Here is a 17,297-nt window from a genome sequence, read left to right on the forward strand (position 1 = left end):
AGGTTTAATTTTTTAGTTTACTTTTTTTACAAAAGATTCTATTGCGTTATCAATTTGTTCTTCATTCGAAGTTTTTTCAGAAAACAAATGCTTGTATAAAGGTTTGTTATCTACTTTTTGCTCTAACGATAGGTGTGCATTTCTACCATAAACTTCTGCCCATTTATTTCTTACTAATAGCCACTTGTTTGTGTGAGTTTTCCACCAATCTTGTGCAGCTTTACATTTGCTATCAGCTACTTTTACGTAAGTGTTATAGCCCTTTTCGTGTGCAACAATAACATCTTCTTTACCTGATTTTCTTATAATTTTTCTGTTATCTTGATCGTGTAACCAACCGTAGTTTGTAATTTCATGACGATTACCTCTTTCAGTTACATTATAATCGCTTCTTTTTGTGTACTCTCTTCTTGGTAATGGAGCATCTGTAGTGTTTTCCCAATAGCTTTTACCATCTACATGAACCCAAGTAGCAGTACCTTCATATCGTGGACTATCATCTACTTGGTATACCTTTTGAGTCCATTGTTTTTTAACTTCTGATTTTGGTTTGGTTTGGAATAACCAATTGTTATCACCATTATACATATAAAAATCAGTGTTTTCATACAACCAATCTTGTCTCCAATGCTTCACAATATGTGGGTTAGATGGATTTCCTACTTGTAATAAATGTTGAATTGAAATTTGGTTGTTTTTGTCAGTAATTAATTCAGCCCATTCTAAAGCTTTGTCGGTTTTTGTTTTTGAAGGCTTGTAAAGAGAGTCTTTACTGTTGTTAAAAGTTTCAGCAAAGTTGAAGGTGACTTCATAGCAGCCACACATTTTTTTTATTGCTTCTCTGTCTTTTTTCTTTTTGTTTTGGGCATTGACTGTAAGTGCAGATAGTATTAATAAACTACCTAATAATATTTTTTTCATCGTGAGTTTTGTTTGATTTTATTTTTCTACAAAAATATAAATTTTATTTAGATTGATTAAAAATAAAGAATATATTTGCAGAAAAATTATTAAGAATGTTTCTAAATAAAAGCATATTGCTAAGTTTTATATTGTTAAGTTTCGTGGGGTATTCTCAAGAAAAATCTCATAGTGAGAAAAAAACAACGGCTAGCTATGATTTAGATGAGGTAATTGTAACCGCTACTAGAACATCGCGTCAATTGTCGTCGATTCCAATGCCAGTTATCTTAATCACGAAGGAACAAATACAAAAATCAGGGTCGGTTAGGCTGAGAGACATTTTATTAGAACAAACTGGAATCACCATAGTAACAGACTTTGGAAATTCTGAAGGAGTACAGTTGCAAGGGGTTGCAGCCGATTATACGTTAATCTTATTAGATGGGGTACCAATTGTTGGAAGAACTTCAGGAAATATAGACTTAAACAGGTTAACAGTAAACAATATAAAACAAATAGAAATTGTAAAAGGACCTTCTTCTTCGTTATATGGTTCTGAAGCAATTGGGGGTGTTATTAATATAATTACAGAGAAACCAAAGCGCGAGCAGTTAAAAGGTTCGGTGAGTTATTTTGCAAGAGGAGGAGCAAAAAATGAACTGGATATAAACACAAACGTTGTTTGGAAAAAGAGAAAATTAGGGATTGTAGCTGGAGGCAATTTGAATTCTAGTGAAGGGTTTGACTTATCGCCAGAAACGGCTTCAAAAACAACAGCACCGCATCAAAGTTTTACAGGAAATTTAAAAGTCATGTATGATTTTTCTGATAAGCTACGAGGAACAATTTCTCAACGATACTTTTCTCAAATACAAGGAGATAATTCTGAAGAAAACAAACAAAAAGACTGGAATGCTACAGTAAAACTGTCTCACGACCTAACCAATAAATGGAATGTAGATTATACTTTTTACGTCACTAAGTACAACGCAGAAAGTATTTTTAATGAGGAACGAACAAATTACGACCAAACACTTTTAAGACCTGAAATTAAATCCAAAAACACCTTCAGTATTGGGACTTTAATTTTGGGGACTGGAGCCAACTTAGAAAGTTTAGAAAGAACGGAGTTTAATGGGGTGAAAAAGTTCAATACTCCTTATGTTTTTGGTCAGTTTGATTTCAATCCGGTTAACAATTTAAATGTAGTTGTAGGAGCGAGGTTTGAAGATAGTAATCGGTACAAATCAGCATTTACTCCTAAAGTATCTTCTAGCTATAAAATAACTAATTGGTTAATGGCTAAGGGCTCTGTAGGTTATGGATTTAAGGCACCTGATTTTCGCCAATTATATTTCAATTTTAAGAATACAGCAAGTGGATATATTGTATTGGGTACACAAACTTTACACGATTTGTATGGAAATTTGTCGGAGGTACAAATGATAGAAAAAGAATTAAAGGCAGAAAGTTCTATTGGATATAACTTCGGGTTTCAAGTACAGCCGATATCAAATTTGAAACTAAATATCAATTTGTTTAGAAATGATATCAAAGATTTGATAGATACTTTTGACACACAATTAGATGCTTCTAAATTAAACTTACCGCTAGGAACAAGAACGTTTTCATACCGAAATATTGATGAAGTATATACGCAAGGTGTTGAAGTAGATATGCGGTATAAAGTAAATAACAATTTTAGGGTTTTAGGAGGCTATCAGCTTTTAGATACTGGAGATAAAGGTCAAGAAAAAAAAGTGAAATCGGGGACTGTTTTCTTTAGGAAAACCCCCACTTCATCTGCCCAAAGAATGACATTGTCTAACTACTATGGATTACCCAATAGGTCAAGGCATATGGGAAATCTAAAGGTATTCTACGAGAATTATCAATATGATTTTTCGGCAAATATTCGGGCGGTGTATCGAAGCAAGTATGCTTTGTTTGATACCAATGATAGTCAGGGGATTATAGACGAATTTGATGATTTTGTTTCTGCCAATACTCAAGTAAGTATAGCGGTAGATAAAACGTTTTTCAAGTTAATGAATGTTCAAGTTGGTGTAGACAATCTTTTTAATGAAAGAGGACTAGAAAATAAACAAAGTTTTACAAATAACGATAGTGTGTTGCGTTTGGGTAGCACTTATTACGGAAGAATTCAATTTAATTTTTAATATAAAATCAATACAAAATGAGAGTTTTAAAATCAATTTTAGCAATAACTATGTTAGCTTTTGTAGCTGTTTCATGTAGTGATAATGACGATGTTGTTTTAGAGGATGTGGTAGTAAAAAAAGTAGAAAATTTACATGCTAAAGAAACTAGCGATTATTCGGTAAGTCCACCTTTAGTATCAGGAGAGTTTGTAAAGTTTAGTTTTAAAACAGGAGAGGTAGTAACTGGGAATAATTGGGATATTGCCTTTAGAGGGACTACTATTCTTGTAAATGGAGGTGAGAAAACTGGAATTTCAGGCGAGCCAGATAGAACAGGTAATGCAGCGTTAGTGGTTGTGGATGGAGTTTTCTCTGAAATAACTTCTGTTACTAACGATTTTAATTTTGTGCAAGATAAAGAAGGTAATTTGGCATTGCCAAAGGGAACTTGGTATACATATTCTGGACCACCACAACATAAAATTAGTCCAGTAGCAGGAAAAATTATTGTGGTAAAAACTACAGACGGAACTTATGCTAAGATAGAGATTTTAAGTTATTATAAGGATATGGATAGCAGTAATTCTTCTAATCCAGCTAATTCAGGAGCACAGTATTATACCTTTAATTACGTATACAATCCAAATATTGGAGACACGAAATTTTAGTAATCTTTAGTTATTAAATTTTGTTAATTTTTGTTGTGAAAGGCTGTCCGACCGAGAGGTTGGGTGGCTTTTCTCTTAAAAATGTAATTTTTCTTTTAAGTACTTCGATGTATATGATTTTTTGTCTTTAGCTAATTCCTCAGGGGTACCTGCAAAGATTAAGTTTCCGCCTTTTTTTCCACCTTCCAAACCAAGATCAATAATATAATCAGCGCATTTAATCAATTCAATATTGTGTTCAATGACAATAATTGAGTGTCCTCGCTCAATTAGCGCATTAAAAGAAGCTAATAATTTTTTAATATCATGAAAATGCAATCCAGTAGTTGGTTCATCAAAAATAAACAAAGCTTTGTCTTTGGTATTTCCTTTTACTAAAAACGAAGCTAGTTTTATACGCTGTGCTTCACCTCCAGAAAGGGTAGAAGATGACTGGCCTAATTGTACATAACCTAGTCCAACATCATGTAAAGGCTTTAATTTTCGGGCTATTTTGGTTTGTTTGTGTTCTGTAAAAAAAGCAACGGCATCATCAATTGTCATATTCAAAATATCATCAATCGATTTTCCCTCAAAAGTTACTTCCAGTACTTCTTTTTTAAAGCGTTTACCACCACAGGTTTCACACTCTAAATGTACATCGGCCATAAACTGCATTTCAATAGTAACTTCTCCTTCACCTTTACAAACTTCACAACGGCCACCGTCTACATTAAAAGAAAAATGCTTGGGTTGGTAGTTTCTTATTTTAGATAGTTTTTGAGATGAAAGTAACTTACGAATATCATCATACGCTTTTATATAGGTTACAGGGTTAGAACGAGAAGAACGACCAATTGGATTTTGATCGATAAATTCTACGTGCTTTAGTGAATCAAAACTCCCAGTAACATCCGTGTGTTGCCCTAGTTTTTCACCATATCCGACTAGTTTCTTTTGCATGGCAGGATACAGTATTTTCTTAACCAAGGTACTTTTACCACTACCAGAAACTCCTGTAATGACGGTTAAGTTGTTAAGCGGAAAAGAAACATCAATGTTTTTTAAGTTATTTTCACGAGCCCCAATAATGTCTATAGAATTTTTTGATGTTCTTCTATTAGTAGGGATTTCAATTTTTAATTCTTCGGAAAGATATTTGGCGGTTAGTGACTCAGATTGTAAAATATCTTTAAAAGTTCCTTCGGCAACCACATTTCCACCATAAGTTCCTGCTTCTGGACCAATATCAATAATATAATCAGCCTCTTTCATAATGTCTTCATCATGCTCAACTACAATTACGGTATTGCCTAAATCACGTAGGTTTTTTAATACACCAATGAGTCTTTCTGTATCTTTTGGGTGTAAACCAATACTAGGCTCATCTAAAATATACATAGAACCTACTAACGAACTTCCTAGTGAAGTAGCTAAATTGATTCGTTGACTTTCTCCACCAGATAGTGTGTTAGACGTTCTGTTTAACGTTAGATAGTTTAAACCAACATTTGTTAAAAATTGTAAGCGATTATTAATTTCGGTAAGCAAGCGTTTACCAATTTTTTCTTCGTATTTGTTTAATTCAATATTATTGAAAAACACCGCTAATTCATCTAAAGGTAAGGTTACTAATTCATCAATAGTTTTACCATAAACTTGAACGTAGTTGGCCTCTTTACGCAAACGTTTTCCATTACATTCAGTACATTTTGTTTTTCCGCGGTAACGAGAAAGCATTACACGGTTTTGAATTTTGTAACTTTTCTCTTCTAGTTTTTTGAATAGATGATTAATTCCTTTGAATTTTTTAGTTCCATTCCAAACCAAGTTTGTTTGTTCATCTGTAAGTTCGAACCATGGCTTGTGAATAGAAATTCCGAATTCTTCAGCATTTAGAATTAAATCGTTCTTATATTTCTTGTAACTATCTGTTTTAAAAGGGAAAATAGCATTTTCGTAGATAGAAAGTCCAGTATTTGGAATTACTAAATCTTCATCAATACCAATCACATTTCCGTAACCTTCACAAGTAGGGCAAGCTCCGTAAGGATTGTTAAAACTAAATAAATGCGTGTTTGGTTCCAGAAACGAAATTCCGTCTAATTCAAAATTATTACTAAATTCGGTAGTGCTATTATCAGATAAGTTTTCAATAAGACAAATTCCTTTTCCTTCAAAAAAAGCTGTTTGAATGGCATCTCCTAAACGGTTGTAAAAATCTTCTTCGTGTTTTACAACAATTCTATCAACAACTAATTGTAATTCATTCCCTTTAAAATCTTTTATAGGAAATTCATCAATCCTATATACAGTATCTTGATATTTTAAACGAGCATATCCTTGCTGTGTTAGTACTTGTAAAACAGTTTTTATATCTCTGTCTTTATTTATGTGTATAGGAGCAAGTAATAATAACTTCGTGCGTTCCTCAAAAGTTTTTACATGATTGATAACATCAGAAACCGTATGTTTTTTTACTTCATTCCCAGAAATAGGAGAGAAGGTTTTACCAATACGCGCAAATAATAATTTAATATAATCGTATATCTCTGTTGAGGTACCAACGGTAGAACGTGGATTAGTAGCGTTAACCTTTTGCTCAATAGCAATAGCAGGAGCAATTCCTTTGATATAGTCTACTTTAGGTTTGTGTAACTTACCTAAAAACTGACGTGCATACGAACTTAAACTTTCTACATAACGGCGTTGTCCTTCAGCATACAAAGTATCAAAAGCCAAAGAAGACTTACCAGAACCAGAAAGTCCAGTAATAACTACTAATTTATTACGAGGAATAACGACATCAATGTTTTTTAAATTGTGCAGTTTAGCTCCTTTTATGATAATATTTTCTTTTGGATTCACAGTTGAAATATCAGTCTTCATATACTCGAAAAAATAAGCTATAAAAGTACGATTTTCTATTAACTCTACATTATAACCTTAATGTAAATATCAAGGACTTTTCTTTTTACAAAACTTAAATTAAATATAGAATGTTTAGAAAATAAGGTGTCTATTTGTTGTTTTTTCGAAAATAGTCAAAAAAAAAAAACCTTCATTAAGAAGGGGGAGAAGTAGATTTATATTATTGTTTTTCTTGTTCTGAAATGATTATAAGGATCTTTCGAGTATTGTTTTTTAATCCTAATAAGTTTATTGTAGTTTTGGGCAAAATATGTTTTAGTAGGAATAGAACTATCCTTAAAGCTTATAAATGCGCCAGAGGTATTTGGGATATCAAAATCTCTACATACTTCAATCCAGTCCAGCGCTCTATTGGTGTAATCATATAAAGTATTGTCTTGGAAGTTTTTTATTTTTTCTTCAATATACTTTTTAATTGCTGGATCCATATTTGTATCTAAGGCCTCCCACCAGCATTGGTATTGTATGGTATATTGTTTGTCATTGTAGGGAAAAGCACTATTGGTCTCAGGATGTTTTTTGTAAAATTCACCTGTAATAGCTCCTAAGGTAATATAAGATGTAATAGTATTTTTTCTGTTATGCTCATTTAATAGAGGAGAGCACAGGCTTTCAATTAGTTTTTGATGTCCCTCTTCTCCTAAACCTTTTTTATCAACAAGTCTTGAAGTTATTTTATGTGGTGCAGGTAGATCTAAATCTGGTTGTAACGGTGTACCCATTAATAACTTAGGAGGGAGCATGGATAATTTAATTTCATTAAAAGACTCCCTATCCCATGAACTCATAAGGTGGTCACCATAGTTGCTTTTATGTTCAAAATCTGCACCTGTGGCAGGTTCAATAGTTAACATAGTATCTGTAACGGCAAGTACATCTTTAAAGGTATCTTTTATAAACTCTCTCAAGCTTATTTCATCTCCTTCCCAATACCCATTAAACTGACAATTAAGATAGATAGTTTTATAAGGAATAGGAATGTTTTCATCCCACGACCTTGCACTCACTTTTAAGTTAGTTCCAATAAGTTGGGGTGAGTTGTTAGGTTGAATAATTTCCTCCCATTTTTGTAGTACTTCAAGAGTAGGAACATTTTCTTCAACTTTATCTGGATTTAAATCGGAATACGGATTCCAAACGACGTTGAAGCGATGTAATATTTTAGGTAGCTCAAAAGTTTTAATTCTAAGCTCGGTTACAATTCCGTAACTCATGCCACCACCACCTCTTAATGCCCAAAGTAAATCAGGAATCTTACCATTTTTTTCATTGAGCTCTGCAAATTCTCCATTTCCTAACAAAACGGTAGCGCCGACTAAACGTTCACAGCACATGCCATATTTACGAGTCCATGGTCCCCAGCCACCACCCATGGTGAAGCCAGCAATACCCACAGTAGCACAAGTACCATGAGGAATCATTACATCTTGGTCAGCGAGTTTTGAAGTTAGGTCTTTAAAACGAATACCTGGACGAATATGTGCAATTTTTTCTCCGTCAATTTTTTCAATATAAACTTTTTCATTATCGTGTTCGGGATAGTTCATTTTAGAAACATCGATTAACACAATATTAGTTCCAGTACATTCGCCTTCGTGATCATGACCTCCAGCTCTGACTTTGAAAGGGAGCTTGTTGTTCTTTGCAGCTTTGAATGTATTTTGTACATCTTCAGGGCTTTCGCAATAAACAATCACAAAGGGATTGAATTGCAGTCTTCTATTGAAAATATGGCTGTTTTTATAATGTTCGTAAACATTATCTAGATTTCCCCAGTTTGTAGATACTGTTACATTTGAAGGTAACGACTTTTGGATTTCTTTTAAAAAGTTGTCAATGTTTTCTCTAAGTAGCGTATTAATTTCTTCTTGAATATTAGTTTTCATAGATATGGTAGTTTAAGGATTAAAACTCAAAAATAATTAGCACCTATGTGTATTTAAAAAAGAGTTCTTTAAATGATTAAATAGTTGATTTAAGTAATTGAAAAAGGGTATAAGCGGAAAATGAGTTTGTTTAAATAAGGAAGAGCTTCTACCAAAAATAAATTCAATTAAGTGTTTTTACTGTTACAAAAACAGTTGTAATTTTTACAACTGTTTAATATAAAGTTTTAAAAGAGTTTATTTATCCACTAGTACAGCTGTCATAGCAAATGGATCAACAGTTTTTGTGAAATTTTCGTTTAGACATCCGTATAGTTCATGGTTTATAAATTCATGTTTATCGTTTTCAGAAACCACAATAAGTTTAGAAACGGCACTAGGAAAATCATTCATTTTATTCAAATCCATATAAATTTCTCCCATGGTTCTTGCATTACAAAAATAGTAGGTAAGATCATTGTGAGAGGCAACACTTGTCCATAAAGTTTGGGCTATATTAGGAAATTGAAGATTGTCAGATTTGAAGTTAACAGGCACAGATGCATTCATAACAACTGATTTAGATTGAGTTAAAGAATCATAATTACTAGTAGAGTTGTATAAATGATTTAGATAATACGAAGCTCTGGCAAACCTATCAGAAGGAAAAGGACCACCAGGAAGTGTATTACTAGGAAAGTTATTTTTATCATTCCATTGCCAACGCCAAAATTGATTTAGTTCAATTTGTTTGGCATAAGAAGGTTCGTTAGTCATTACTCTAAATTCAGGATTTTCGTAAATGATGTAATTTCCATGATGAACTTCAATAATGGCAGACTTACCATGAAGGTCAGAAACAGCAAGATGCAAAGAAGCTTTTTTATTAGAACCAGGAACTTCTCCTCCAATTAACTGAATTTGAGTTTCAGCTTCTTTGTTAAACTTAGCAATTACTTCAGAAACTGAACAACAGGTATCCAGTACAAATTGAACCCATCTTAAAACATCTAAATTTTTACAAGAGCTTCCATCTTCTCTGTAATAAGAAGCACCACTATCGTATAATAAATTGGCTACAAGCCCTTGAGAGTTGATACCGTCAGATGCGCCAAAAGGAGCTTCGGTACCCACCATTGTTACGATGCTACTGTATTGCGCTTCCCATAACAGTGAATGTTCATCTTGTATTGCAGTTCCGCACTTAATCATTTCGTCGTCTGGAGTTACTCTAAAAGCAAATATGGTCGTTGGCATTTGCTCTGCCCAATCCATATTTCTAGCAGTAGTTAAGAAGTTATTATCTTTATTGAAATTGTTAAATATTCTGGTACACATGGTTGTCGTTTTTTTAGGTTAGAAATAATTGTAGAACACCACTAGAAGTATATTTAGTGGTGTTACTACGTAGGGTCTATCCAATATTGTTTATGATGAAAAACTGTCTTGCTGAACATGCTCCAAGTAGGTTTCCACAGAAATAACCGATAGCGTATTGATCTCCTTCTACTAAGCTATCAGTAGTGATAATAGTGGTAGCTAAACTAGAAGAGTCTATTACTCTTGTTCCTTTAATTTGCTCATCAACAGGATTGTTCTTAAATAAAAATATACTATCCCTGTTATTTTGTGGGTTTACTCCGGGCAATGCGTTAGATTGTACTTCAATTTCAAACCCTTGATTCGTTGCGTTAATGCTTAATACTTGTAAAGACTCGTAAAAAGTAGCTCCTTGTTTTCCTGAGATCAGTTTACTAAAACTACATAATGTTTTTTTAGTGTTTGCAGGTGTACTTACAGAAAGCCCAATAATAAATTGACCCGACATGAAGTTAAATTTATTACTAGTAATTTTAACGTTACCATTGCTTAAAGATGATGGTTCTATCTTAAAAGTTTCCTCAGGGGTTTTGTTTATAGGAGAGTCTAAGCCAGTATAAATAGCAATAGTGTATGAAAAAGCTTTTCTAGTATTTAAAGTACATGTAATAGCTGTGTTGTACTTAATGTTTAAAGATCTTGGGTTTTCTGGATCTGTTTGTATCGTGATAATTTTAGAAAATTGGTCGTCAGTTACATTAAATAATACTTCGGAAGAAGAACTCAATTTTAAAGTTTCATTTTGATTGGTTAATAAAGTTTCCATTTTAATTTGGTTTAATAGAATGCCTACTCATATGGCTTTTCGGGGTGACGCCTCGTTTTTATAGTAGTCTCTGAACTCTACTTGAGTATTGTAGAAAACACCTGATAGCGCTATTTTTTGTTTTCTGATGTGAAATTACTTTCAAATCAGTTACATTTTGAGATAGATGTTACGAAACCGAGATTTTATGTAGTGAATAGAGAATAGATAGGTATAGAAAGATGTAGAAAAGGGCATCTTCACAAGCTTTAAAACTACGTAAAAGCCACCATTTTTGATATAAAAATGGTGGCTTTTCAAAACTACTCGAAACCTTTTTTGTTTATTATGAGTACTATTGATGCAAAACTATTCTAAGCATCAAATCATTACTTGCTACATCTACCTTTCATTTACAAAATAACTAACTGTATGTTTTATATAGAACAAGGTCTGTCCATTCTGCTATTCCAACTAAGCTAACAGGTTTATTTTTGGGTTTTCTATATAAAAGAATAGTCTGAGAAAATACCCAAGGAACAAATGTACGATCATCATCGGCAGCACCAATGTGTATGGTTTGGGTCCTTTGTTCTATTCGAGATGTTGACTTTTCAAATACATCTCGTTGAGAAAATTGACTTTCGAGCTGGTTTTTAATTTCCATTCCAACTTTTTTATTGGCATAACTACCCGTCAGAGTTTCTTTGATACTTTGATTTTTTTCAAGGGTATACTTTATTGAACATCCCACTTCAATGGAGCTGACTTTTGTGACGTCTACTCCCTTAGGGATTGATTGATATTCGCGAGCATTTGAATTAATTGAGTATGCTGCTACTGCAAAATATTCCTCGATTAATTCGTTTTGTGAATAATGAGAATGATAAATTGGGTCACTAATACCACTCCATTCAGTTTTAGGGATATTCATGGTCTCGCTTCGTGCAACAAAACGTTGTTTAGGAGGGTATTCTACCGTCTTAGGGATGTACTGATTTGGGTCAAAAGGCTCTTGTACTGAGAGTTTTTGCAATACATCCCAATTATTCATCAAATCATTATTGTTGATTTCTTGCATCAGACAATTTTCATATTCTTCATCTCTAATTTCGACAAAGTTGTTTTGATCACTTGCAACGATTTTATCACCAATCATTGATATTGTAATTGATCGAGAAAATGAATGTCCTTTTTTAGGTATTTTTTCCCATCCTTCTTGATCTAACAATGCACTTACTGTGAGCTCTGACTCATTGTTCGACGAGTAAGGAACATTAACTCGTAAATGTATAGTTCCATAAGATTTCTCACCACTTGGAGCCTCATCTATCCATGTACACTCTGCTTCATAACCTGTCCATGTGCCATCTGATGCACGAACACCGAAAACTTGAATATTTTGACCAGCAGGAATCGTAACAGGTTTTTTGTTGTCTTTTCCATCTGTATACCAACGACCAACGAATAATTCTTTCTGCTTAACTTTAAAATCTCGATCTGTTGTATTGTTAATGAATAAACTAAACACCCATGAGTGTCCGTTTGCTACGTTTTTATTTACCTCTGATTCTAAATTTTCAGATATTAAAGTAGACATAATTTTATATTTTTAATTTCCTTACTCATAAGGCTTTTCGGGGTGACGCCTCGTTTTTATAGTAGTCTCTGAACTCTACTTGAGTATTGTAGAAAACATTTGATAGCGCTATTTTTTGTTATCTGATATAAAACTACTTGTTAAAAGGCTTGTAAGTAAGGTAAATGTTATGGTAGAGTAATTTTATGTAGTGAATAGAGAATAAAAAGGGATAGAAAGAAGTAGAAAAGAGTATTATGTGTTTTTAGAAACAGTAAGAATGGTGGTTATTTTAAAATGGAAAAATTATTGATAAGGTCTTTGTATTTATCACTGTAATATACAAGATGTTGGTTTTTTAGAAGTAAAGAGTTTTTTGAGGTAGTTATTTCTTCAATAGCCTCTGTGTTTACAATGTATTTTCGATGAACTTGTTTAAAAAGTTTATCATCAAGGTAGTGGTTAATCTTATTCAAAGATATTTGAATTACAAACTTTTCTTGTTCAGTAACAATGTTACAATACCTGTTTTCTACTTCAATATAAATAATGGTAGCAATATCTACTTTTTTTAAAACACCTCTTTTTTTAATGAATAAATACTGATTACTTATTACTGTATCTTGATCATTACTAGCGTAAACATTAGACTGATTGTAAAATTTTTCGATAGCCATTTCAATGCTGTAAAGTAGTTCTAATTCATTAAAAGGTTTTAGTAAAAAGCGAAAAGGCTTGGTGAGTTTGGCACGTTCAAAAATTTGTCGATCTTTAGAAGAGGTTAAAAATACAAAAGGCTTCAAAGAATTGGGGACTGTAGATATGGTTTCAGCAAAAGTAATTCCTTCAGGGTTTTCTCCTAAAAAAATATCAATAATTACTAAATCTACCGCTAATTTGTAAAATAGAGAAATAGCGTCTCTGTATGTATTAGCAACTCCTACTACATTAAATTCTTTTAGGGTTAACATAGTGTTTAATTCAGAAGCAATTTCTTGATCGTCTTCAATAATTAAAATGTTTATTTTCTCCATTTATTATGGTTTTTTAAAACGTAACAATACTTGAGTTCCTTTACCTTCAGTACTTTTAATAGTGAATGTAGCGTTATTTTTTTGAGCTAATGTTTTGCATAATTGTATACCTAACCCAGTGCCAATTTCTTGTTGATTCTTTTTTTTGTTTAGTAAAGAAGTTTCTTTGAGGAGGTTATTTACTATTGTTTTATTCATTCCAATACCATTATCTTTAAGAGTAAATTGAATAAGATCATCCACGTCTTTTGAGTGTACTGATATTATTCCGTTATTATGAGAAAATTTAACAGCATTGTCTAATAAATTTCTAATGATTATTTTTAGAGAATCAATGTCAGCAAAAATAAAAGTAGCTGTAGGAATTTGATTTTGAAATGAGATATTTTTACTTTTAAAAAGAGGAATGAAATTATATTCTACTTGTTTTATAATAGAATGTAAGTCGACAGATTCTTGATGAAAATACAATTGCTTTGTTTGTAATGTAGCCCAGTTTAGCAAGTTTTCAAGAAGGTTGTAAGTAGTATTAGCGGTAGTGATATTAGAAAGAACAATATTGCTTAAAAGAGAATCTTTTAAAGGATCGATTTTTTTTAAAAGATTGATATTGGTTCTTTTTATTAAATCTACAGAAGAGCGTAAGTCATGACTCACAATAGAAAACAATTTGTCTTTTGTCTTATTTAAAAGATTTAATTCTTCTTTTTGACGTGTAATTATTTGATGGTTTTTGTTTTTTTGGATATAAAAGTAAACGCTGATAATTAGTAGAAAAAGTAGAAGAAAAGATGAAATTAATAAGTTGTTTCTCTGACTCTCTTTTAATTTATTTTGAGAAGCCAATAAGTCAATTTCTTTTTGCTTTTGACTAATAGCTAGCTTTTTTTCAAACTGAGCAACCGACCATATTTTTTGTTGATTGGTAAGTGAATCTTTCCACTTTTCGAATTCTTTTCTGTATGCTAAAGACTTGGCAAAGTTCTTTCGGTTTTCTTCAACTACAGACATATTTAAAGCAGCTTTCCTTTTTATCTCAAAATCAGAAACTTTATTTGATAATTCATAAGCTTTTTCAAAATATGGTATGGCTATATTGTCTTTGTATTGTGCGTAGTATACATTGGCAATATCCATATATGAACCTATTAGTAGAAGTGTATCTTGTTTCTTTTCTTGAAGTTGAATTGCTTTTAATAAATTAGTTGTTGCTTTTTTATAATTTTCAAGGTGAAAGTAAGCTATGCCAGTATCATGAATAACAGAACTTTTTTCATACGCACTAACAGCATCAGTAATGTTATTTAATTGCTCAAAATATAGGATAGCTTTTTTATAATTACGTTGTTCTAAGGAAATACCACCTAAGTTCCGTATTATTTTATGGTAAAAAGGGAAGTTAGTGTTTACTTTTTCATATTCTTTTAAACTTTCTGTATACAATTTTTTCTTCATAAAACTATATCCACGCATATAATGGATATAGTTATTGATATTTTGTTGTTTGTTAAATAATAAAGCTTTAGAAGAAAAAACAAGAACAGAATCCCATTCTTTTTTTAAAAAGAAATGAGAGGTTTTAGTAAAGTTGACTTCTTTTAATTTTAGTTTATTAATTTCTTTAAAAAAGAGAGAAAAAGGAACTTTGTTATTTTCTTGAGAAAATAGAGTACATAAAAAGAGCAACACAGTAAAGGTTAGAGCTTTACGATATTTCATTTATAAAATTTTTATAAGCGACGTTAATCTGTTGTTTGGACAGTAGTTTCTGTTCCTCTTGAAGTTTTTGGGTCTATATTCCAAATAAAGGTTTGAATAATTTTAATATCACTTAAACTAATGCGCTCAGGAAAATTTTCAGTGTTGTTTGTAGAAAACTCTACTGTGTAAGCTTTGTATTTATTTGGAGTAGCTTTGTCACTTAAAATTCTAGCTTGTTCTTCATTGCAAGATAAAAATAGTTGTAGTTTGGGATGCCCAAAATTGCTTATAGAAAAAAGTTGATTAACATTTATACAGGTCAATTTTGCTTTTGAGTCAATAAAGAACAAAACTTTAATAGAAATACTTGTTTTTGTAGCGTTAAACGTGGCCTCAACTACAGATGGTAAAGGTTGATTAAAATTATTTTCAAAAATAATGTTACCAGCTGGAACTATATTTTCTTCTTTTATTTCCAAAATTACTTCTCCTGGAGGATAAATAATTAATTCAGGTGAGTTTAAATTATGGTTCATAGTTTCGGGGGTGAAAAAAATTAAACTTTAATAAAGTGTCAAAAAATATAAATATAAATAAAGTTTAAACAATTTGTAGGTTAAAATAGTAGAAATCTTGTTGAATTTTTTTTATACTATTGAAGTGTAATTTGTGAGTAATGATAAATTTTTAATTAAAATTTTAAGATAATATTTGTATTTGTGTTTAAAAAATTTAATATTTGTAACTCATTATTAATCAGTAAATAATAGCCTATAGCAAGATAATTACTTTTATAACTTAATATCCCCTAACCAAAAGAGAACTAATAAGTTGCTCTTTTAAAAAAGTAATTATTATGCAAAACATAGTAGATGACAGTGTTTTAGTAAAAAACTACATTAATGGTAACGAGTACGCCATAGAATTATTGATTAAACGCCACCAGCAAAGACTTTATAGCTTTATTTATAGTAAAGTACAAAATAGAGATACCACAGAAGATATTTTTCAAGACACCTTTATAAAGGTTATACGAACGCTGAAAAAAGGAAATTATAATGAAGAAGGTAAATTTTTACCATGGGTTATGCGTATTGCTCATAATTTAATTATTGACTTTTTTAGAAAGAACAATCGTATGCCTACATTTAATAATACAGATGAGTTTGATATTTTCTCTGTGTTAAGTGATGGAACCTTGAATGCAGAAGGAAAAATAATAAAAGAACAAATTTTAAACGATGTTAAAGAGTTAGTTGAAGAATTACCTGAAGAACAAAAAGAAGTTTTAAAAATGCGTATTTATAATGATATGAGTTTTAATGAAATATCTGAAAATACAGGCGTGAGTATAAATACAGCTTTAGGTAGAATGCGTTATGCTTTAATTAATTTGAGAAAAATAATTGAAAAAAATAAAATTATTTTGGTCAGTTAAACAATATTTGAAAAAATGCATCGTTAAATCATTGATTATAAGTAATAATAAGGGATTATATATGATGCAAATTTACTCTAAGAAGTCTCCTGACTTTAAAATGCAACCTAAACAAGAAACAATTCAATATTTGATTAATTTTTCTAAATCGCTAACAGTAGTTAAAACAAAATCAAACTATCTCATTGAATTGAATTTGAATTAAGAGTGGAAAAAGCTTCAACAAGGTTGGGGCTTTTTTTATGCTTTCTTTTTATTATAATCGTCTATTACCGATTTTCTTCCAACAGTTTTAGTAATAATATCATTTTCTAACTTCCAACCTCGAGCAGGAGAGTACTCACGTCCGTAATAAATAATCTGTAAGTGCAGTTTGTTCCATAATTCTTTAGGAAATAAACGTTTTGCATCTTTTTCAGTTTGAGCCACATTTTTTCCGTTAGATAAATTCCAACGATATAGCAATCTATGAATATGGGTGTCTACTGGAAATGCAGGGATATTAAAAGCTTGAGACATCACCACACTAGCCGTTTTATGTCCAACAGCAGGAAGCTCTTCTAAGGCGTCCATATCAACAGGAACTTCACCATTGTGTTTTTCAATTAAGATTTTTGATAAACCATAAATTCCTTTCGATTTCATAGGAGACAAGCCTACGGGTTTGATAATTTCTCTTATTTCCTCTACGGTAAGTTTTACCATATCGTACGGATTGTCAGCTTTTTCAAATAATAAAGGTGTAATGGTATTTACTCGGGCATCAGTGCTTTGTGCAGACATCAATACAGCAATCAACAAAGTATAAGGATCTTTGTGGTCTAAAGGGATGGGAGTTTCAGGATACAATTCTTCTAAAGTATCTATAACAAACTGAACTTTTTCTGCTTTCGTCATTGCTTTATAAAATTT

Annotated in this window: 13 protein-coding genes; 3 read left to right on the plus strand and 10 right to left on the minus strand. The window is 31.6% G+C overall.

Translation table 11 applies throughout. The annotated features are described in order from the left end of the window. Positions 1–12: 12 nt before the first annotated feature. Positions 13–921, minus strand: coding sequence for a DUF6607 family protein (locus ACN0WY_RS03230; RefSeq protein ID WP_417799537.1), 909 nt, complete (start codon positions 919–921; stop codon positions 13–15). A gap of 95 nt (positions 922–1,016) precedes the next feature. Here ACN0WY_RS03230 and ACN0WY_RS03235 point away from each other — a divergent pair, with 95 nt between their 5' ends. Both ACN0WY_RS03235 and ACN0WY_RS03240 read left to right on the plus strand, forming a co-directional pair. Continuing rightward, the gene (locus ACN0WY_RS03235) at positions 1,017–3,083 is read left to right on the plus strand and encodes a TonB-dependent receptor plug domain-containing protein (RefSeq protein WP_417799538.1); all 2,067 of its coding nucleotides are present in this window, start codon (positions 1,017–1,019) and stop codon (positions 3,081–3,083) included. A 17-nt stretch (positions 3,084–3,100) separates the two neighbouring features. Then, on the plus strand, positions 3,101–3,733 hold the full coding sequence (locus tag ACN0WY_RS03240) for an HmuY family protein (protein ID WP_417799539.1): 633 nt from the start codon (positions 3,101–3,103) through the stop codon (positions 3,731–3,733). A gap of 75 nt (positions 3,734–3,808) precedes the next feature. Here ACN0WY_RS03240 and uvrA read toward each other — a convergent pair whose 3' ends face one another. The 8 genes from uvrA to ACN0WY_RS03280 all read right to left on the minus strand — a co-directional run bounded on the left by uvrA (position 3,809) and on the right by ACN0WY_RS03280 (position 15,483). Then, the gene (gene uvrA, locus ACN0WY_RS03245) at positions 3,809–6,601 is read right to left on the minus strand and encodes an excinuclease ABC subunit UvrA (protein ID WP_417799540.1); all 2,793 of its coding nucleotides are present in this window, start codon (positions 6,599–6,601) and stop codon (positions 3,809–3,811) included. A gap of 197 nt (positions 6,602–6,798) precedes the next feature. Further along, complete coding sequence (locus ACN0WY_RS03250) at positions 6,799–8,529, minus strand: FAD-binding protein (protein ID WP_417799541.1); 1,731 nt, start codon at positions 8,527–8,529, stop codon at positions 6,799–6,801. 237 nt (positions 8,530–8,766) lie between these two features. Next, entirely contained in the window at positions 8,767–9,846 is a 1,080-nt protein-coding gene (locus ACN0WY_RS03255; protein ID WP_417799542.1) for a linear amide C-N hydrolase, read from the minus strand. Positions 9,847–9,922: 76 nt separating this feature from the next. Continuing rightward, positions 9,923–10,654 carry a hypothetical protein gene (locus ACN0WY_RS03260; RefSeq protein WP_417799543.1) on the minus strand — a complete coding sequence of 244 codons (732 nt, stop codon included), beginning with the start codon at positions 10,652–10,654 and terminating at the stop codon, positions 9,923–9,925. Between the two features lie 403 nt (positions 10,655–11,057). Continuing rightward, the gene (locus ACN0WY_RS03265; protein WP_330488283.1) at positions 11,058–12,233 is read right to left on the minus strand and encodes a hypothetical protein; all 1,176 of its coding nucleotides are present in this window, start codon (positions 12,231–12,233) and stop codon (positions 11,058–11,060) included. 266 nt (positions 12,234–12,499) lie between these two features. Beyond that, positions 12,500–13,246: a response regulator transcription factor gene (locus ACN0WY_RS03270; RefSeq protein WP_330488282.1), complete on the minus strand. Its 747-nt coding sequence runs from the start codon at positions 13,244–13,246 to the stop codon at positions 12,500–12,502. A 3-nt stretch (positions 13,247–13,249) separates the two neighbouring features. After that, positions 13,250–14,965 (minus strand): ATP-binding protein, encoded by a 1,716-nt coding sequence (locus ACN0WY_RS03275; protein ID WP_417799544.1) that lies wholly within the window; start codon positions 14,963–14,965, stop codon positions 13,250–13,252. A 23-nt stretch (positions 14,966–14,988) separates the two neighbouring features. Next, on the minus strand, positions 14,989–15,483 hold the full coding sequence (locus ACN0WY_RS03280) for a hypothetical protein (protein WP_330488280.1): 495 nt from the start codon (positions 15,481–15,483) through the stop codon (positions 14,989–14,991). A 320-nt stretch (positions 15,484–15,803) separates the two neighbouring features. On the opposite strand from ACN0WY_RS03280, the gene ACN0WY_RS03285 reads away from it, so the two are divergent. Then, positions 15,804–16,385: an RNA polymerase sigma factor gene (locus ACN0WY_RS03285; RefSeq protein WP_330488279.1), complete on the plus strand. Its 582-nt coding sequence runs from the start codon at positions 15,804–15,806 to the stop codon at positions 16,383–16,385. Between the two features lie 240 nt (positions 16,386–16,625). Here ACN0WY_RS03285 and ACN0WY_RS03290 read toward each other — a convergent pair whose 3' ends face one another. Then, a complete protein-coding gene (locus ACN0WY_RS03290) occupies positions 16,626–17,282 on the minus strand; it encodes an endonuclease III (protein WP_330488278.1) in 657 nt (218 codons plus the stop codon). Positions 17,283–17,297 lie beyond the last annotated feature (15 nt).

The organism is Tenacibaculum sp., assembly GCF_048269885.1.
Lineage (GTDB): Bacteria > Bacteroidota > Bacteroidia > Flavobacteriales > Flavobacteriaceae > Polaribacter.